General features: G+C 34.5%; 23 protein-coding genes. 9 read left to right on the plus strand and 14 right to left on the minus strand.

From position 1 onward, the window contains the following. The first annotated feature begins 4 nt into the window (after positions 1-4). On the plus strand, positions 5-676 hold the full coding sequence (locus AC1Q7L_RS08075; protein WP_492305008.1) for a hypothetical protein: 672 nt from the start codon (positions 5-7) through the stop codon (positions 674-676). Further along, positions 636-1,178, plus strand: a complete 543-nt coding sequence (locus AC1Q7L_RS08080) for a GNAT family N-acetyltransferase (protein ID WP_492305009.1) — start codon at positions 636-638, stop codon at positions 1,176-1,178. The genes AC1Q7L_RS08075 and AC1Q7L_RS08080 overlap by 41 nt, the downstream gene beginning before the upstream one ends. Positions 1,179-1,264: 86 nt before the next feature. Here AC1Q7L_RS08080 and bcp read toward each other — a convergent pair whose 3' ends face one another. Beyond that, positions 1,265-1,714 carry a thioredoxin-dependent thiol peroxidase gene (gene bcp, locus AC1Q7L_RS08085; protein ID WP_492305010.1) on the minus strand — a complete coding sequence of 150 codons (450 nt, stop codon included), beginning with the start codon at positions 1,712-1,714 and terminating at the stop codon, positions 1,265-1,267. Positions 1,715-1,747: 33 nt separating this feature from the next. Here bcp and AC1Q7L_RS08090 point away from each other — a divergent pair, with 33 nt between their 5' ends. Continuing rightward, a complete protein-coding gene (locus AC1Q7L_RS08090; RefSeq protein WP_492305011.1) occupies positions 1,748-2,368 on the plus strand; it encodes an endonuclease III domain-containing protein in 621 nt (206 codons plus the stop codon). 45 nt (positions 2,369-2,413) lie between these two features. On the opposite strand, the gene AC1Q7L_RS08095 is transcribed toward AC1Q7L_RS08090, so the two are convergent. From AC1Q7L_RS08095 to AC1Q7L_RS08105, 3 genes are all read right to left on the minus strand, one after another. Beyond that, positions 2,414-2,860, minus strand: coding sequence for a DinB family protein (locus AC1Q7L_RS08095; protein ID WP_492305012.1), 447 nt, complete (start codon positions 2,858-2,860; stop codon positions 2,414-2,416). A gap of 3 nt (positions 2,861-2,863) precedes the next feature. Beyond that, positions 2,864-3,769 carry a DUF6438 domain-containing protein gene (locus AC1Q7L_RS08100; RefSeq protein ID WP_492305013.1) on the minus strand — a complete coding sequence of 302 codons (906 nt, stop codon included), beginning with the start codon at positions 3,767-3,769 and terminating at the stop codon, positions 2,864-2,866. Between the two features lie 73 nt (positions 3,770-3,842). Next, positions 3,843-5,639 (minus strand): DUF885 domain-containing protein, encoded by a 1,797-nt coding sequence (locus tag AC1Q7L_RS08105; protein WP_492305014.1) that lies wholly within the window; start codon positions 5,637-5,639, stop codon positions 3,843-3,845. 170 nt (positions 5,640-5,809) lie between these two features. On the opposite strand from AC1Q7L_RS08105, the gene AC1Q7L_RS08110 reads away from it, so the two are divergent. The 4 genes from AC1Q7L_RS08110 (at position 5,810) to AC1Q7L_RS08125 (ending at position 8,483) form a co-directional block, all read left to right on the plus strand. After that, a complete protein-coding gene (locus AC1Q7L_RS08110; RefSeq protein WP_410691724.1) occupies positions 5,810-6,271 on the plus strand; it encodes a hypothetical protein in 462 nt (153 codons plus the stop codon). A gap of 176 nt (positions 6,272-6,447) precedes the next feature. Further along, positions 6,448-7,152 carry a MotA/TolQ/ExbB proton channel family protein gene (locus AC1Q7L_RS08115; protein ID WP_066753902.1) on the plus strand — a complete coding sequence of 235 codons (705 nt, stop codon included), beginning with the start codon at positions 6,448-6,450 and terminating at the stop codon, positions 7,150-7,152. 10 nt (positions 7,153-7,162) lie between these two features. Next, a complete protein-coding gene (locus AC1Q7L_RS08120) occupies positions 7,163-7,561 on the plus strand; it encodes an ExbD/TolR family protein (RefSeq protein WP_410691722.1) in 399 nt (132 codons plus the stop codon). A 34-nt stretch (positions 7,562-7,595) separates the two neighbouring features. Beyond that, complete coding sequence (locus AC1Q7L_RS08125; protein ID WP_492305015.1) at positions 7,596-8,483, plus strand: ferric siderophore ABC transporter substrate-binding protein; 888 nt, start codon at positions 7,596-7,598, stop codon at positions 8,481-8,483. A 15-nt stretch (positions 8,484-8,498) separates the two neighbouring features. Here AC1Q7L_RS08125 and AC1Q7L_RS08130 read toward each other — a convergent pair whose 3' ends face one another. The 9 genes from AC1Q7L_RS08130 to AC1Q7L_RS08170 form a co-directional block, all read right to left on the minus strand. Then, positions 8,499-8,891 carry a hypothetical protein gene (locus AC1Q7L_RS08130; protein WP_410691720.1) on the minus strand — a complete coding sequence of 131 codons (393 nt, stop codon included), beginning with the start codon at positions 8,889-8,891 and terminating at the stop codon, positions 8,499-8,501. A gap of 71 nt (positions 8,892-8,962) precedes the next feature. After that, positions 8,963-10,366 (minus strand): nucleoside recognition domain-containing protein, encoded by a 1,404-nt coding sequence (locus AC1Q7L_RS08135; protein ID WP_492305016.1) that lies wholly within the window; start codon positions 10,364-10,366, stop codon positions 8,963-8,965. A 250-nt stretch (positions 10,367-10,616) separates the two neighbouring features. After that, positions 10,617-11,129 (minus strand): DUF6973 domain-containing protein, encoded by a 513-nt coding sequence (locus tag AC1Q7L_RS08140; protein WP_492305017.1) that lies wholly within the window; start codon positions 11,127-11,129, stop codon positions 10,617-10,619. A gap of 54 nt (positions 11,130-11,183) precedes the next feature. After that, positions 11,184-12,038, minus strand: a complete 855-nt coding sequence (accD, locus tag AC1Q7L_RS08145; RefSeq protein WP_066753890.1) for an acetyl-CoA carboxylase, carboxyltransferase subunit beta — start codon at positions 12,036-12,038, stop codon at positions 11,184-11,186. A 93-nt stretch (positions 12,039-12,131) separates the two neighbouring features. Beyond that, positions 12,132-13,202, minus strand: coding sequence for a class II fructose-bisphosphate aldolase (gene fbaA / locus AC1Q7L_RS08150; RefSeq protein ID WP_072410144.1), 1,071 nt, complete (start codon positions 13,200-13,202; stop codon positions 12,132-12,134). Between the two features lie 70 nt (positions 13,203-13,272). After that, positions 13,273-14,139 carry an NAD kinase gene (locus AC1Q7L_RS08155; RefSeq protein WP_410691717.1) on the minus strand — a complete coding sequence of 289 codons (867 nt, stop codon included), beginning with the start codon at positions 14,137-14,139 and terminating at the stop codon, positions 13,273-13,275. A 2-nt stretch (positions 14,140-14,141) separates the two neighbouring features. After that, a complete protein-coding gene (locus AC1Q7L_RS08160) occupies positions 14,142-14,717 on the minus strand; it encodes a CBS domain-containing protein (RefSeq protein WP_492305018.1) in 576 nt (191 codons plus the stop codon). Between the two features lie 261 nt (positions 14,718-14,978). After that, complete coding sequence (locus AC1Q7L_RS08165) at positions 14,979-15,509, minus strand: RNA methyltransferase (RefSeq protein ID WP_066753878.1); 531 nt, start codon at positions 15,507-15,509, stop codon at positions 14,979-14,981. A 4-nt stretch (positions 15,510-15,513) separates the two neighbouring features. Next, positions 15,514-16,134 carry a toxin-antitoxin system YwqK family antitoxin gene (locus tag AC1Q7L_RS08170; RefSeq protein ID WP_492305019.1) on the minus strand — a complete coding sequence of 207 codons (621 nt, stop codon included), beginning with the start codon at positions 16,132-16,134 and terminating at the stop codon, positions 15,514-15,516. Positions 16,135-16,189: 55 nt separating this feature from the next. Between AC1Q7L_RS08170 and AC1Q7L_RS08175 the strand changes: the two genes are divergently transcribed. Beyond that, a complete protein-coding gene (locus tag AC1Q7L_RS08175) occupies positions 16,190-16,789 on the plus strand; it encodes a hypothetical protein (protein ID WP_492305020.1) in 600 nt (199 codons plus the stop codon). Positions 16,790-16,800: 11 nt separating this feature from the next. On the opposite strand, the gene AC1Q7L_RS08180 is transcribed toward AC1Q7L_RS08175, so the two are convergent. After that, positions 16,801-17,682, minus strand: a complete 882-nt coding sequence (locus AC1Q7L_RS08180; protein ID WP_410691711.1) for a bestrophin family protein — start codon at positions 17,680-17,682, stop codon at positions 16,801-16,803. A gap of 234 nt (positions 17,683-17,916) precedes the next feature. Between AC1Q7L_RS08180 and AC1Q7L_RS08185 the strand changes: the two genes are divergently transcribed. After that, positions 17,917-18,792, plus strand: a complete 876-nt coding sequence (locus AC1Q7L_RS08185) for a cupin-like domain-containing protein (RefSeq protein ID WP_492305021.1) — start codon at positions 17,917-17,919, stop codon at positions 18,790-18,792. Positions 18,793-18,915: the final 123 nt, after the last annotated feature.

Below are 18,915 nucleotides of genomic sequence, written 5' to 3' on the forward strand. Positions count from 1 at the left end.
AGTTATGATAAAAAATACATCCAAACTTATTTTATTGATTTTCTTTCTTTTAGGAGTGCTTGCGTATTCTCAGGAAAAGAAAAAGTTTAGCAGTATTCCTAATATTTTGAAAGGAATTACACCAAACGGTAAAATAGATTCTTGGGTGTTGGTTTATAATACCTATGCAAAAGACCAGGAGATCAGTATTTCCGGATCTAAGCAGGATTATACACCTCAATTTTCAGGATTTGATCTATTTCCGGATGAAGACAGCTTTTATTACATCGCCTATTCTTCCGGCGGAAAAATAAATTATGTTACTGATCTTAATGGATTAAAAACATTTATAGGAACGGTTGATAATATTCAGGAAGCTGCCATTGCAGCAACGATAGAGGGATATCTTGTAGATGAGGAATTCAAAGATGTTGCAGCGAATTATTATGAAGATGCTTCTAACTACTATTTAGACCTCGGAAAGCTTACTTCACAAGAATGTCCTTACCAGAAAAAGCATTATACATTAACGATTAATAAGTCTACAGGAGCCATTACCAAAGTAAAAGACAATGGAGCTTATATTGAACTTTACAATAAAAAATGTGCAAATAATCCAAGGCTTATGAAAATCGAAAAAAAGGAAGAACCAAAAGATGAGCCTAAAAAACCAGCCAAATCAACCAAGCGAAAATAACGTCTACGAAACAGAAAGACTCATTCTTCGTCCAATGTCATTGGAGGATGGAGCGTTCATTTTCGAACTGTACAACAGACCGAAATTCATCCAATATATCGGAGACCGTCAACTTAAAACGGTTGAGGATGCCGAAAACTACATCAAAAACAGATTTCTTCCGCAAATTGAAAGGTTAGGTTTCGGAAATTATTTGGTTATTACTAAAGATAAAAATGAGAAAATCGGTGGAGTAGGAATCTTCGAAAGAGAAGGTTTAGACATCGTAGATATAGGGTTTTCTCTTTTGGAAGAATTTGAAGGCAAAGGTTACGCTTATGAAGCGGCTTTAAAAGTAAAATCCATCGGAATGGATGATTTTGGTTTAAAAAAGATCTCTGCAATTACTTCAAAAGATAATTTTTCTTCCCAAAAATTAATCGAAAAATTAGGCTTAAAGTTCAAAAATCATGTCACTCTTCCCAACGAAGATGAAGAATTGATGTATTTCGAAACAGAATAAAAAACACAAGAAACACTAATGTTTTCACGAATATTACTAATGATTTGTGCCATTCGTGAAAATATTTGTGTCATTCGTGTTTAAATCTATCCTTCTAAAATCTGCTCAGCCGCCGTTTTCGAAGTCACTTTTTCAATTACTCTTTCGCAAACACCTTTTTCATCAAAAATAAAAGTCGTTCTTACAATTCCCATGTAGGTTTTTCCGAACGTTTTCTTTTCCTGCCAAACACCGAATTTTTCAATAATATTACGGTTTTCATCAGCGATCAAATCATAAGGAAATGCAAATTTACTATGGAAGTTTTTCTGCTTTTTCACAGAATCACCACTTATTCCTAATAACTGAAATCCGGCTTTTTCCAATTGAGAATAATTATCACTCAAATTACAAGCTTCTACCGTACAGGTTGGAGTATTGGCTTGGGGATAAAAGAAAATAACCAACTTTTTTCCAATTAATTTTGATGAACTTACCGTTTCTCCCTCTTGATTTATTCCTTCAAATTCAGGTAATTTGTCTCCAACTTTCAACATAATGATTTAATTTTGTTCAAATTTAATGGTTAAATGACAAAAAAGCAAAGAGCCGAGCTTGTTCAACTCGAATTAGAGAAATTATATCCGGAAGTTCCTATTCCGTTGGAGCATACCGATGCTTATACGTTGATGGTCGCGGTGGCGCTTTCTGCGCAGACGACCGATAAAAAAGTGAATCAGGTGACGCCTCAATTATTTGCTGTTGCAGATACGCCTGAAAAAATGGCAAAATTGGAAGTTTCTGAAATTAAAGAATTAATCAAAGAAATCGGACTGTCTAATACTAAAGCTAAGAATCTGAAAAAAATGGCAGAAGTATTAGTGGAAAAACATAACGGTATTGTTCCGCAAACCTATGAAGAATTGGAAGAATTGGCCGGAGTTGGCCACAAAACAGCTTCTGTGGTGATGAGCCAGGGCTTCGGATTTCCTGCTTTTCCTGTCGATACACACATTCATAGGCTGATGACACAATGGAAGCTGACTTCCGGAAAAAACGTCGTAGAAACGGAACGAGACGCAAAGAATATTTGGAAGGAAGAGGTTTGGAATAAACTCCATCTGCAAATTATTTTCTACGGACGAGAATATTCTCCCGCAAGAGGAAAAGGAGAGAAGGATTTTATTACGAAAATGATGTTTGATAAATAAAAAACAACCTCAAAAAAGGTTGTTTTTACTATTGAAAATATATTTTTAGTTGTCAAGCAATCTTCTATGATAATTTATTTGGCCTACATGATAACTCAAATGTCCAAACAAATGGATCAAAAAATATTCAGTTGTCATTTTGTATCCTAAAGGTTCAATAGGATATTCTTTTTTCAGATCATTTTCATTAAGCTGATCGAGTGTTTTGATGACAATATCTAAAGTTCCTTCAACTTTTTCAATTAACTCAATTCGTGGAATATTTTTTAACGAAAATTCAAGTTCTCTGTTTCTCACATAACCTGAATTTCCCAGTATTGCTCCAAAGAAATGATTAAGATTTCCTACCAAGTGAAGGCAAAGGTTTCCTGCAGAATTGGCAATGTTTTCATCTATTTTCCACATTGAATCTTCGTTTTGATAAGCTTCAATTTCTGTTTTTAATTTATTCAGATCTCTTCCATAAAGAGATTTTAGGCTTTCTGTTATCATTTTTTATAGTTTTGTCCATTCTTGATTTGCTTTCAAATCAATTAACTTATCATAAAGCTTTCGTAGTCCTCTTGTACCCATGCCTCCGTAATCTCTTATGCTTTTTACTTTTAAATTGTCATAAGTTACTTTAAGGTGTGTAGTTGCAGCGTCAGAATAACCAACTTCGTATTCATCTGCAAGATTTTCAAAATCAATATAATTTAGTAAATCTACGATTTCTTTAAATTTTTCCTGTGAAAGTTTTGATGTGTAAACACCTGCTCTTAAAAGGCCATCATCTTTGGTAACCCACGTTATGTCTCTGTTGGATACTATTTCCATTTTTAAAACATATCTATTCCAGTGTGAGCCTGAAGTTCTAAATTCTATTTCTAAAATGTTGTGTCTTTTGGGATTTGTATTTTCTTCAATAAAATCACCAAACTTGTAAACAAGATTTTCTTTAATCAAATTGCTTAAATATCCTTGTCTGCTTAGAATTTTTACACTGCGGTATTCTATTTTATTATCTTTTACTGAAGAAAATGAACATTGCTCATAAAGTTTTCCTTTACTAATATTTTTAAATTCAAAATGATCTCCTTTGTCTAAAATATATATTGTTTTATGCCCTTCTGATGTACTGCCAGTTACCAAAAGATCTGTAAGTCCATTATTGTCAAAATCTGCTTTTTCCCAGTTTTGTTTTAAATTAAGGCTATCAGCAATTACTTTACAGTACCAATCATAACTTATTTTATCTTCAACATTTAAGTAATTATTTATTTTATTTTGATCATTTTGAATAAATTCTTCGATGTCTTTTGCTGAGGTTAACGAATCTATTTTATTTAATTTCTTACTATTTTGGCAATAGAAAAATGAAAAACAAAAGAAAACAAGTAGAAATGAAAAACTCTTTATCATGATTTGTGCTTATAAAATAAAAAGACGGAGCTTTGATGATTGCTCTATCTAAATTATATAAATTTTTGAAATATTACTTCTGCTTCTTCGCCCAAAGCTCCATTTTTCTGTTCAAAACATCCAAAGGAAGACAACCTTGACTCAAAACTTCATCATGGAATTTCGCTAGACTAAACTTACTTCCAAGCTGTTTTTGATATTGATCTCTCAATTCGCGAATTCTCAACGAACCGATTTTATATCCTAAAGCTTGTCCCGGCATTGCCATATATCTCTCAACTTCTGCGGTTGCGCCTGCTTCATCGTAAGAAATATTGCTTAGGAAATATTTGATAGCTTCTTCTCTCGACATTTTTCCGGTATGAATTCCGGTGTCAACAACCAATCTTACGGCTCTCAACATCTGATCGCTTAAATAACCCATTTTCTGATAAGGATCTGTGTACAATCCGAATTCCGGTCCTAAAGTTTCGCAATAATGCGCCCAGCCTTCACCGTAAGCTCCAAACCATCCGAATCTCATGAATTTCGGTAATTTCGTGTTTTCCTGTTGTAGAGAAACCTGATAATGGTGTCCCGGAATAGCTTCATGTAAGAAAAGTGATTCCATTCCTGATGTTACATTGAATTTAGACGGATCCGGAAGTGGAACATAAAAAATTCCCGGTCTTTTTCCGTCTGGCGTTCCTTGGATATATTCTGCACTTGCACTGGCTTCTCTGAATTTTTCAGTTTGTCTGATCTCAAATTTTGTTTTCGGAGTTACGCTGAACATTATTTTCAGCTTCGGAGTTATTTTAGCTAAAATCCCGTTAAATCCGGCTAAAACTTCCTTAGAAGTCTTGTAAGGCATCGCTTTTGGATCCGTTTTTACAAAATTGATGAATTCCTCCAACGTTCCTGAGAAACTAACCTGTTGTTTTACTTTTTCCATTTCGGCACGAAGCATGGCAACTTGCTGAAGTCCAATTTTATTGATCTCTTCAGGAGATTTATTCGTTGTCGTCCAGCTTTTTACATAATAAGCATAAATGTCGCTTCCTTTCGGTAGGCTGCTGTAACCGTCTGTATCTCTTCCTTTTGGCAGGTATTCTGTTTCTAAGAATTTGCCCATTTTTGTATAAGCAGGAATTATTTTTTTAGAAATAGCATCCTGATACAATTTTGTGAATTTATCCTTTTGAGCCTGAGTGAAATCTTTTGGAAATTTTTCAATTGGTCCGTAGAAAATATTCTTTTCGAAATCTGGAGTGGTGATTTCTTCGGCTTTCATCTGAGGAATAATTTTTACGATCAGTTTTTTAGGCAAAACGACTTTATTATTGATTCCTTCTTTAAAGTTTTCAATTGCGGCATCCATCCATAAAGGGAATTTATCCATTCTTTTTAACCAGTCTTCGTAATCTTTTTCGGTTTTAAAAGGCTGACTTCCTTCTCCGCTTCCGTACAAAGGAAAATTTAATGGCAATCCTCCAAATTGAGTAAAAGGAATATATTCAGGATGATAAGTGTAAGCTTCAATTTTATCTTTTAAAGTATAATCTAAAACATCATAGACCACTTTATCATCATCAGAAAGACTTTTATAATCTACCTGATCCAATTGTTTCTGAACAGAATTATAAAAAGCTACTTCTCCGGAAATGAAATCTTTATCAATGTTGATCGGAAGTTGATCATTATATCTGAGATCTCCCTGTGACGTAGCTTCCAACGGATACAACTTTAAATATTGCTCATAATAATTTGAAGCAATGGAATCTATGTTTGTCGGAGTAACTTTCGTTAAAGGAGAATCGGATTTTTTACATGAAATTAAGCTTACTGCCAAGCCTAAACCTAAAATACTTTTCGATAAAATGTTTTTCATTTTCAGAATCTTTATGAAAGCAAAAGTAAGTATTATTGAAATAAACCGATTATTAATAAACTGGATTTTTAGAAAAATAATTTTCAAAATATTTTCCACTTTCAATCTATTTTTTATCTTTGCTGAAAACGTTTAACAATCATATTATTACAGCTCTTTTTTAAGAAATAATGAAAGGGATTTTAAAAATTTACCATCCGGACGAAACGCTAACATACAATATTAGAAATACTTATTGCAAGGCGGTTTACAGTAACCAAGAACATTTTCTTGAGGTTGAAATAATCACGGATGACAGCTTAGATCATGTAGATGATGATTCTTTACACTACAATTTTCCACAGCTTTCGCTTAATATTTTCGATTTTCCTATCGAAACAGCGGAAATAGAGGGAAAAAGTATTAAGATCAATGATTCTGATGAGGAAACCTATACAGAAGTAGATCTTTTCGACGATGAAGAGGCTTTTATCTATGATAATGAGCTTCAATTCGACAAAAACGAAGAAGATGTGCTTCAGGTGATCTGGAAAGGAACCATTGATGATTTCTACACAGGGTCGGACACACCGATTCCTTTTAGACTCAAATGCGAATTTAAACAAGATGAGATTGTAGTAGACGAAGATTAATTTAATCTTCTCTTCAATAGTTTTATAATTGAATTTCTTTTCAAATGTTTTTTGGAGAGAAATTTGCTGTTGATAAAAAATAACAAAATTTAAGGTGTTTTTAAGCATTTTTTAAGACATCAATTAATAATATTCAACTACTTTTGTCGTTAAAACCTTTATAAATACTAATATTAATGCTGCTAACGGAACTTACTCAGATTTTATTTGCGCAAATAACTGCACCAGCAGTTGCAACAGACGATTTAGAATTTTCATTTTGGAAGATTATGTTCCACGGTGGAGCTTTCGCTAAAATAGTAATGTTTACCGTACTGGCGCTTGGTGTGTTTTCGGTATATCTGTTTTTTGAAAGATTTTTCTTTATTAAAAGACTGACCTCAAAAACGGATTCCAATTTCATGGATAATATTGAAGATTTTATTAAAGAAGGCAAAATAGAATCTGCAGCAGACTACTGTAAAAGACAAAACTCACCTGAAGGAAGAATTTTAGAAAAGGGAATCTCAAGATTGGGACGTCCTGTTTCAGATATTGTAAGCGCGATGGAATCTCAGGCTCAGGTAGAAGTGGCGAATATGGAGAAAAACCTTAACCTTTTGGCGGTTGTACCAAGTATTGCTCCAATGTTAGGGCTTTTGGGAACGGTTATCGGGATGATAATTGCATTCTTTAACCTATCTCACGCATCAGGATCTTTCTCTCCGAAAACTTTGTCTGAAGGTATTTATACGGCGTTAGGACAAACGGCGGTTGGTCTTGCGGTGGCAATTCCGGCTAACTTTTTCTACAATATTCTTTTAACGAGAATTGATAAATTTGTATTGAAAGCTCAGAATATGTCTGGCGAATTTTTAGATCTTATCAATAAACCTTTATAAATCTTTCCAGATGAAAATTCAGAGAAGAAATAAAGCGAATCCCGAATTCAGTTTAGCAGCGATGACCGATGTTATCTTGCTGATGCTGATATTCTTTATGATTACTTCATCGGCAGCCAATCAAAGCGCTATTGAGGTAAATTTGCCGAAAGCGGGAGCGGTAGAAGATAATATTCCCAATCCTTTGGTTGTGAGCATTAAACCGGACGGATCTTATTTTGTAGACGATAGTCCTGTAACAAAAGATCAATTGGAGCCAGTGATTGTCAGTAAATTAACAAATCAAACCAACAAGTCTTTTACAATTCGTGCAGACGAAAATACAATGCATAAAGATGTTGTTTTTGTAATGGAAATTGCTGAAAAGAATAAATTCAATATTGCCATTGCGACGGTTAAAGATAAATAATAACTCCGAAAATATCGGGAAGGATCATTTTAAAATGAGAAGTTATACAGTGAACAAAGACGAGCAAAACAGAGACAGGATAAAGAGTGCGATACTTTCTATCCTTATTTGGTCTGCGATCCTGCTTTTTGTTTTTCTTTATAAATTAAAACCAGAACTGGATAAAAAGCCTGATGAAGTTGTTACAACAATGCTCGTCAACTTTGGAGACAACAGAAACGGGAAAGGCATTGAAGAACCTGCTGAACAGGAAGGAAGCCTAGCCGCTGCGACAGAAGTAGTCACTCCGGAACCTGTAGAAACTCCTGTTCCTGAAACTAAAACCGTTGTAAAACCAGAATCTAAGCCTGAAACTAAAAAAGAGAAAGCTAAGGAAAAAGTAATTACAGGAAATAATTCAAAACTTACGGTTCCTAAAAAAGAAGAATCAAAAAAGTCTGATAAAAAAGCAGCAACAAGTACTTCTGCTTCTAAAAATACTAAAAAGGCAGGTGCTGCAACCGCCAACTCCAAAACTGGAAATGGTGATGGAAAAGGAAATGCCGCCATCGGAAATTTAATTAAAGGAAGAGGAACTAAAGCCGGAAGCCAAGGAACGGGAGAAGGAATCGGAAATGCAGGAGATCCTTTAGGTGGAGATGGAAATGGTGACAGCAAAGTAGGAATTGACAGAAAATTAATCGGATATATTCCCGGAACAATGGGAAGAGGAGGATCACAACCAACCAATAGTTGTACGGCAAGTGGAACAATCACAATTGCATATACCGTAGATAAAGCAGGGAATGTGGTCTCTGCAAGACGATCAGGAGGAACATCAGATTCCTGTATTTCTTCTACAGCAGTATCTTGGGTTAAGAAGTATGTGAAAGCCGAAAAAGCAAGTACATCCTCCACCGGAACTTATAAAATTACATTCTAAAAATACAAAAGCACTTTATTCAAGTGCTTTTTTTATTTCGCTGATTCTATTGATAACCGGAAGTGCAAAAATTCCGCTGGTTTGAAGATATAGTTCGTAAAACGTTTTTGCTTTGTCTAAAAAGTCATTGTTTTTTTGTCCTCTGCCTGTAAAATAGAAAAGATTCCCCAGCATTTCGTAATAATCTTTGTGGTCTCTTTCTTGTCTTTCATTGACGATTTCTATGATTTCTTCTTTTGATTTTGCTGAAAGTGTAGCAAAATCAAACTTGAAAATATCTCTCATTAAAGTCTCGAAATCTAATTCTTTCTGCATTAAACTTTCCTCAGGTTTGTCTAAAATCAGTTTTTCTAATGCTTGAGTTAACTGACGTATGAGTCGTAATGTGAATTCTTTATCTGTGATCATATTTTTAGTTTTAAAATTTAAGGTTTTATTTTAATGGTAACTGAGGTTCTCGAAGCCTCCATTGCTATAGTTTACGCAAAAAATAGATATGCCAAAGCAATCGCAGTAATAACTCCCACCAAATCCGCCAAAAGCATAGCAATTACCGTGTATCTCGTATTCTTCACGGCTACGGATCCAAAATAAACTGCAATCACATAAAAGGTCGTATCTGAGCTTCCCTGAAGAACTGCTGCTAACTTCCCTTGGAAACTATCTGCACCGAAAGTTGTCATCGTATCAACCATCATTCCACGGGCTCCGGAACCGGATAAAGGCTTGATTAGTGCTGTTGGAAGTCCGTCAACAAAACGAGGATCAAAATTGGCTGTATAGGCAACCCATTTCATTCCATCGATGATGACATCAAAAACACCGGAAGTTCTTAGAAGAGAAATAGCGATCAACATCCCAACTAAATAAGGAATAATCTTGACGCAGGTTGTAAAACCTTCTTTTGCCCCTTCAATAAAAGCATCAAAAACATTAATTTTTTTATAAAGAGCGCCAAGCACAATTCCCAAGAATATAAACAGAATCAAACCGTTGCTTAAAACCTTGCTAAAGGTATCTAATTCGTCTTTGCTTAATTGAACCAGGTATACAACCAAAAGTCCAATGATCGCTGAGATTCCGCCTACATAAGCGATAACTACTGGACGAAGAAGATTTATTTTTTGATACAAAGAAACAATAATCATGGCTGCTAACGTGGCTGCAAATGTTGCAATCATACACGGAAGGAAAATATCCGTTGGCGTTTTAGAACCCATCGAAGCTCGGATGGCGATAATAGAAACAGGAATCAAAGTCATTCCTCCTGCATGAAGACACAGGAACATGATCTGTGAATTACTCGCGGTATCTTTATTTGGATTTAAAGTTTGCAGACTTTCCATGGCTTTTAAACCAAATGGGGTAGCGGCATTATCCAACCCTAAAAGATTAGCACTGAAATTCATCAACATATGCCCGAAAGCAGGGTGGTTTTTTGGTATTTCAGGGAATAATTTTGAAAAGAAAGGTTGAATTAATCGACTTAAAAGATTGATTCCGCCTGCTTTTTCTGCAATACTCATGAACCCCATGAATAAGGTCATGATTCCAATTAAACCAATACATATTTTTACGGCAGTTTCAGAGGTTCCGATAACGCCATCCGATTCCTGAACACGATATACTTTTACGTCTTGTTTCAGAGAATCTGTTTTGTAATGAATTCTGCTTTCTGCAAAATTCTGTTTTTTCATCAAACTGTCTCGGACAATAGGAGAGAGCGTATTGATTTTCTGAGTTGCAATTTGCACCGTATCACCGCCTTTTCCAACAACCATATCATTGAAAATGGTTTTGTAATGACTTGATGACATATACTTTATGCTTGCAATAGCAATGGCAACGATAATAAAAGCCGACCAAATTCTGCTGAGAACCATTTGATTAAATTATAATTGGTTAAACTTATCAAAAAAACTTCAGATTACAAAAGAGACGGGGATTAAAAACAAATAGCGTACATTATTTCACAAATAAAACAGAATCATCTGTGTAAATCCGTGAAATCTTTGGTGGAAAAACTCAACGTTTCGCTGTGATTAGAAATAATGAGAAGTCTATTATAAATGTTTAGATTCCACGCTGCACTTCGTTATGTTCTAAATGATAAACTAGAAGGTTAAATAAAAACTACCTTTCATCAAGATAAACCAAGTGTCCGGCAAAATCATCATCTAAGTTTTTCAGAACTTTTGCGTCTTTCATTTTATCAATTAAAGCATCAATAAAAAATCCTTTTTCAAAAAACTGGCGGTGAATTCCTGGTAAAAGCTCCATGAAATAATCCATTCCGATTTTGTTGTTGTGAAGATCCATTTTGGTTTCCAACGGTTTATTGGGGAATAATTCTTCGTGCATATCGGTTATTCTTTTGCAGAAATCCAATGCTTTTTCAGGCGAAGAAATCTTGCTGCAGTACATTAGGATAAAAGCACACCAAAGTGAGTGTCTGAAAGCATTTCCTATTCCATTATTGGAAGCTGTTTCAGGAAAACGTTTCTGAGCAATAGTGAAAGCCTGCATGGTGGCATAAAAGCTTAATAAAGAAAAAAGAGGATGGGGTAGAACAAGCGATAAAAGGCGCATGATCTTTTTAAAGCTCATACTTCGGATCGTATTGAAAAATATTTTAAAAGTCCTCATAAATAAAAATCTCTCCCCAATTAGAGAGAGATTGTATTGTATTTGTTACAAATTTTAAGCATGTACTGCTAATAAATTTACTGTCTTAGCTACTACTTCTTTAATTTCAGTTCTTTTTACGATGAAATCAACGAATCCTTTTTCCTGCAAGAATTCAGAAGTTTGGAAACCTTCCGGTAAGTCTCTACCGATTGTTTCACGGATAACTCTTGGTCCTGCAAAGCCGATCAAAGCTTTAGGTTCAGCCATAATAATGTCAGCCGTCATTGCGAAAGAAGCTGTAATTCCTCCAAAAGTAGGGTCGCAAAGGTAAGCGATGTATAAAAGTCCTGCCTCTGAAAGTTGAGCCAATTTAGCCTGTACTTTAGCCAATTGCATCAAAGAATAAGTTGCTTCCTGCATTCTCGCTCCTCCTGACTGACAAATGATCATATAAGGAAGTTTGTTGGCGATACAGTAATCAATTGCTCTTCTGATCTTTTCACCCATTACAGAACCTAATGATCCTCCAATAAAAGCGAAATCCATACAAGAAACTACCATTTTAGTTCCGTTTACAGTTCCTACACCATTTCTGATAGAGTCTGTAAGCTTTGTTTTTGCTCTTACCTCTTTTAAACGATCTGCGTAAGGCTTTGTATCTTTGAAGTTTAGGATGTCTATACTTTCAACATTAGCATCTAGTTCAGTGAATTTACCTTCGTCAAAAAGGATATCAAAAAATTCTGCACTTCCTATTCTTACATGAAATCCGTCTTCAGGAGAAACATAATTGTTTTTCTTCAGTTCGTCATGCTCTACTACTTTTCCTGACGGAGTTTGGTGCCAAAGACCTTTGGGAACATCCTTTTTTTCATCAGTAGAGGTCGTAATGTTTTTTGCTTTTCTTTTAAACCAGTCGAATGCCATATCTATATAATTGATGTATGATAAATGCTAAAAGATGAAATGAAAGCGGTTTAAAAATCACTTATCACTCATCTTTTAGCAGTTATTTATAATTTATTTAAGCGTATTTACGTTATTTAAGTCTTCAAACGCTTTAACCAATCTTGTAGAGAAAGTTTCTTCACCTTTTCTTACCCAAGCTCTTGGGTCATAGAATTTTTTGTTAGGTTTTTCTTCTCCTTCAGGGTTTCCGATTTGAGCTCTTAGATAATCGATATTGTTAACCATGTAATCTCTAATTCCTTCTGTGTAAGCGAATTGAAGATCTGTATCGATGTTCATTTTAATTACACCGTAATCGATCGCTTCTCTGATCTCTTCTAAAGTAGATCCAGAACCTCCGTGGAATACAAAATTCACAGGTTTTTTACCCGTTCCGAATTTCTCTTCAACAAATTTCTGAGAGTTGTCTAGGATTTTTGGTGTAAGAACCACGTTTCCTGGCTTATAAACTCCGTGTACGTTACCGAATGCTGCTGCAATCGTAAAGTTATCAGAAACAGCTTTTAATTTTTCGTAAGTATAAGCGATATCTTCAGGTTGAGTATATAATTTAGAGTTGTCTACATCAGAGTTGTCTACACCATCTTCTTCACCTCCTGTAACACCGATCTCAACTTCTAAAGTCATCTGCATTTTAGCCATTCTTTCGAAATACTTAACAGAGATCTCTAAGTTTTCTTCTAAAGATTCTTCAGAAAGATCTAGCATGTGAGAAGAGTAAAGAGATTTACCAGTCTGCTTGTAAAATTCTTCACTAGCATCCAATAATCCGTCAATCCAAGGCAATAATTTTTTTGCACAGTGGTCTGTATGTAAAATTACAGTCGCTCCGTAAGCTTCTGCAAGAGTATGAATATGTCTAGCTCCGGCAATAGATCCTAAAATAGCAGCCTTCTGACCGTCATTGCTTAATCCTTTTCCTGCGTTAAAAGCAGCTCCACCGTTAGAAAACTGAATGATAACAGGAGAGTTTAATTTTGCTGCAGTTTCCATAACAGCATTTACATTACTAGAACCAATTACGTTTACTGCAGGTAATGCATATTTGTTTTCTTTAGCATGCTGAAAAATATCAGTAACTAATTGACCTGTGGCAACTCCTGCCGGGAAAATTCTGCTCATGTTTTACTTTTTATATAAATTATTAGGTGTTTCTAAAATTCCTGTAAAGGTAAGAATTTTTGATAAATTGTTAATTTCTTTTATCGCGCCCCCAAAGTAGTTTCTGGCGGATGGTTTCATAGAAGCTCAGATCATTCGGCTGTACCAAAAGTATCTGGAAACTTGCCTTTTTAATAATGATCTCCTGATCTGTTTCTATATGGATTAATCTTGAATCTAAAGAAAGCGAATATTGAGGCACTCGGCTTTCAACTTTGAATTTTATTTCTACTCTGTCATTTACCACTAAAGGTCTCACATTCAGATTATGAGGAGCGATAGGAGTGATGACGAAGTTTTCATTATTGGGAGAAATGATCGGTCCGCCACAGCTTAAAGAATAAGCAGTAGAACCTGTTGGGGTAGAAACGATAACGCCGTCTCCCCAGAACACATTTAAAAATTCATCATTAATATATGAATCAACCGTAACCATTGATGTTGTTTCTTTTCTGGAAACGGTAACGTCATTTAAAGCATACGGAAAAAACTCGTCTGATCTTGGTGAAACGACCTCAATAACAGCACGACGGCTTGTTTTTACATCACCTTTTAAGATCGCATCCAATTCTTTGAAGGCTTCTTCTTTGGTAAAACTTGCCAAAAATCCTAATCTTCCGGTATTTACACCAACAATTGGGATTTCAAGATCTTCAATAAAGGTTAAAGAATTTACGATCGTTCCGTCTCCACCGAATGTGAAGAAAAGATCAACTTCTTTATCAATAAGATCCTGCTTATTATTAAAGGTCTCAAATATTTTTGAAAACTGAAGCGCTTCCGCCATTACCTCGTATAAAACAGATTTTACACCTCTGCTTTCAAGTTCTGAAACAAATTTGCTTAAATATAAAAAAGTATCAAGATCTTTTTTCTGAGAATATATGGCTGCCTTCATGTTTAAATTTCTATGAATTTTTGTAAAAATCCGAACCTGTCTTTAAACAGATCAGATTTTTCGTCAGAATAGAATTTTTCTACAATTCTATAATCATAACGGTCAAAAGTTGCGTCTATCGAGCCCAGATTTTCATTGCTGATCTTTATCGTCACGTGAATTACTTCATCAGACATAAAGCTGATGAATCCACCATAAAATTTAGAGTTATTGCTCTCAATAATATTGGCGATTTCTGTCATTGAATATTTTCTGGCAGGGGTTTCAATCGTAAGGATAGCTCCCAATTCCGAAAACAACGGATATTTAGACAAATCCTGGAAAATGTCTTCACAGCTGATGTATCCCAAATACTTTTCACTTTTATTGATAACAGGAATGATGTTGGCATTGAAAGTGTAAAACAAACGAATGCTGTCCATAATATTGTTATCTTCAAGGATCGCAAAACGCTCGATCTGATGTTCCAGATCTTTCAGGGTTCCTTCTTCTTCATAAAGGAAATCCTGTGCAATTGCTCCGTAAAAGTGATGGGATTTTTTAACGAAAATATGAGAATATCCAAAGTCCTCTAACATGTTTCTTGCTGATTCTATTGAGTCAGTCAAGCTAAAACACGGGAAATCTTTTGAGATATAGTCCTTGATAAACATTGTGCTAATTTATAAAAAATTAAACGAAACTTTTTCTGAAAACCTATATTTTTTTTAGGAAAAATAAAAAAACCAATTTTAAAATTTGTTCGCGCCGAAAAAAAAAAGTATCTTTGTCGCCTTTCATTTTTACTTTTTATTAGATTTATTTCAAACTGCACTGTCTTTTAGACACATGCAGTTTTTTTATTTTAGGGCCTTTGTGAACTCCCACATCACGATTCCTCCACATACGCTTACATTTAAAGAATGCTTGGTTCCCAACTGCGGAATCTCTAAAAATGTATCAATATTTTCTAATGCTTCATCACTAATTCCTTCAACTTCATTTCCAAGAATTAAAGCATATTTTTTTGTTTTATCGATCGTGAAATCTGTAATCATCTGGCTGTTTGAGGTTTGCTCGATGCCGATAATTTCAAATCCTTTACTTTTCAGATCGCTGATTGTAGTGTTAATATCACTTTCATGGCTCCAATCAACGCTTTCTGTTGCGCCTAATGCCGCTTTGTGAATCTCGCGGTGAGGCGGTTGTGGAGTGATCCCGCACAGAATAATCTTTTCAATTAAAAAAGCATCTGCCGTTCTGAAAGTAGCACCCACATTGTGCATACTTCTAATATTATCTAAAACTATGATCAAAGGAATTTTCTCAACTTTCTTGAATGTTTCTACATCTATTCTGTTAAGCTCTTCCAGTTTTAATTTGTGTACCAATGTATTATTTTGTTGAAATTAATTTTCCTTCTTTGTAAACTTCCGTTTTTTCGATGCTTCCATCTTCGCGATAATGAACCCTGTTGCCTTCTCTTTTATCATTTACGAACTCCGTTTCTCTCTGGATTTTTCCTGATGGATAAAGAGCCTTCCATTTCCCGATTGCAAGACCGTTTTGATAAAAACCAACCTGCTTTACCGACTTCCCATCATCATGAAAAAGTTTACTTTCGCCGTCTAATTTACCAAATTTATAATTAGAAACTTCAATCACAGCGCCTGAAGTTGAATAAAAAGTTGCAGTAGAACTATTATCGTAAACGTTTTTATCGCCATTTCTAAAGACTTCTTTCGAGGTTAAAACGCCATTTTTATCGTAATAATCCCATTCTTTTACTTTATACCCTTTTTTATATTCTCCTTTGGCCTGAGTTTTTCCATTTTCGAAATAAAAAATAGCGTCACCTTCTAATTTTCCTTTTTTCCAGTCGGCAACTTCTTTTACCTGTCCGTTTTCGTAGAATTGTTTGCAGTTTCCTTCCTGTAGGCCGTCCTTAAATCCGCATGGTTTTTGTGCTAATGCAAAAGTTGTTGTTGAAAATAGTAGCAGAAAAATGTATTTCATAGAATTTTTTATTTCAAAAATAGCAAAATACTTATATTTGACTAAAAAATATACTATGAAAAATGTTTCAGTTGTTATGATGTTGCTCTTTGGTTTTATTTTTTCAAAGGCTCAAAATACCTATTATCCTCAAGCTTTTTTTGATAAAAAATTGGCTCAACAAATGATTGGCTTTGGAAATTCTACGCTTGAAGGTGTGGCTTCAACCAAACAAAAGAATAATTGGGGAATCAAACCTTTACTTGGAGAGAAACATTATGCTCCGAAAGGAACTGTAGTAATGCTTTTTCCTGTAACACCTTATTTTGAAGAGTTTTACAGCATGAGGAAAAAGTATGAAAACAAAAAAACGACAGTTTACATGTCCGAAGAAGCTTTTAAATATAGAATTGAAGCTTTGACTGACGATCACGGCAGGTTTAAATTCGAAAAACTGAAACCTGGAAAGTATTATCTTGAAACGATCGTCAATTTTACGGCAACAGCAAGTTATCAGCAACAAACGGGGCAGTCGGATGCGTATAATGCTTATGGCGGATATTTATACTCTACACCAATATATCAGACGTTTTTCTACGGATATTCTTCCGGAAACCGAGAAAGCAAGTTTGTAGAAATAAAACAAGACGGCGAACTAAAAGAAATCAATCTGTAAAAGGTTGATTTTTATTTTTTTAACCCCATAATTTGATGAACATTCTTTTCGATATTCTGTGCTAAAGTTTCCATCGGAATATCATTTTCATCATTATTAAAAGGATCTTCAATTTCTTCTGCAATCATTTCCAGACTCATCAAAACATAATATACAAAAACTGTCAACGGAACCATGAAAAGTCCGATATTAATGACATAAGCAATAGGCAAAGCAAAAACGTAAAGAATAATAAACTTTTTGATAAACGAAGAATAAGAGTAAGGAATCGGAGTGTTTTTAATTCTTTCACATCCTCCACAAACATCCAGAAAACCTGAAAGTTGAGTGTCTAAATACAACATCTCAATCTCAGATATTTTTCCCTCTTTTTTTAACTGACCTAACTTATGCGTTAAAAGAATAACGATTTCGCTCGGCCCGTGATGTTTCAAAGATTTTTCAATTTCAGAATAATCTTCATCCAAAGCCAATCTCGTAGATTCCTTAGAAAGATGCTTGGCTAAAAAGTGAGGATAAAACTTTAAATATCTTGCGATTTGCTCGGCATCTTTTCTATCATCAATTAAAATGTTATTGATTTTTACAGCAAAATTTCGGGTGTCGTTTACCAATTTCCCCCAAAGTTTTCTGCCTTCCCACCATCTGTCGTATGCTGTATTTGTCCTGAAAACCAGTAACAAAGAAAGTACAAAGCCTAATAAAGAATGAATCATTCCTACATTGCTGACTCCTGATTTTGAAGTAAGGTGAAAATATTCTACTTCTAAATATTGAATTCCCCACGAATATAATCCAACAAGAATCATACTCGGAAAAAGGATTTTCAACGTATCACTTTTATGTAAACTGAAAAGGATTTTAAGGAAATGTTTGGTGTTGTAGGCTCTCATAAATTAGGTTAGTCTTACAAAGATAAAATTTTCGCTTCATTTTCCTTTTACGTGAAACTTAAAATTAGTTTAAAGGAATGGAGAATTTAATTTCCCACAGATTGCACAGATTTACACGTGTATTTGAAAATAATTTTATGATCCGTGTAAATCTGTGGGAAATAATTTAATTCCAAAATTTTTCTAAATTTCAAAAAAACACTATTTTTATTTCGCATTAAATCAAGAAACAAAATGATCCTCGAAAACGTAGATGTTGTCAACGATATCAGTAAAGAAGATTTTCAGAAAAATTATTTCAAAAAGCATAAACCTCTCTTAATTAAAAATTTTGCGAGCCGTTGGGATGCTTTCGACAAATGGAATTTCGATTTTATCCGTGAAAAAGCAGGTGAACAAGACGTTCCCCTGTATGATAACAAACCCGCAGATGCTTCCAAAAGTACAGACGCTCCTGTTACACACATGAAGATGAAGGATTATATTGATACCATAAAAAGTAAACCGTCAGATCTGCGTATTTTCTTTTATATCATCACCGACAGGCTTCCGGAATTATTGAAAAATTTTACCTATCCTGATCTTGGAATGAAATTTTTCAAAAGACTTCCGACCTTGTTTTTTGGTGGAAGTGATGCTCACGTTTTGATGCATTATGATGTCGATTTGGGAGATTTTCTTCATATTCATTTTGAAGGAAAGAAGAGAATTCTATTATTTGATCAAAAACAATCTCCATTTTTATATAAAGTTCCGCTGTCGGTTCATACGATCTATGATGTAGATTATGAAAATCCTGATTATGAAAAATTTCCTGCCTTGAAATATGCAAAAGGCTTTGAAATCTTCATGGAACATGGTGATGCGCTTTTCATTCCTGGTGCATTTTGGCATTTCAACAGATATTTGGAGCCCGGATTTTCAATGTCACTTCGGGCGCTTCCTAATAAACCGAAAGTTGTTGCGAATATGCTGTATCATGTTTTCATTATGAGATATACAGACAAATTAATGCGGAAAATTTTTAAGAAAAAATGGGTGAATTACAAACAGAAATGGGCGTATGAAAAAAGTACAGAAGCTTTGGAAAGTCATTTAAATAATAGGTGATCTTTTATTTCCCACAGATTCCACGGATTTTTCAAATTATATCTTCTATTAATGACCCTTGTCAAGGTTTTAAACCTTGACAAGGGTTGCAGATTGATACTTTAATTCTACAAAAAAGAAAAT

This window comes from Chryseobacterium sp. GW823-FHT05E08 (genome assembly GCF_058795655.1).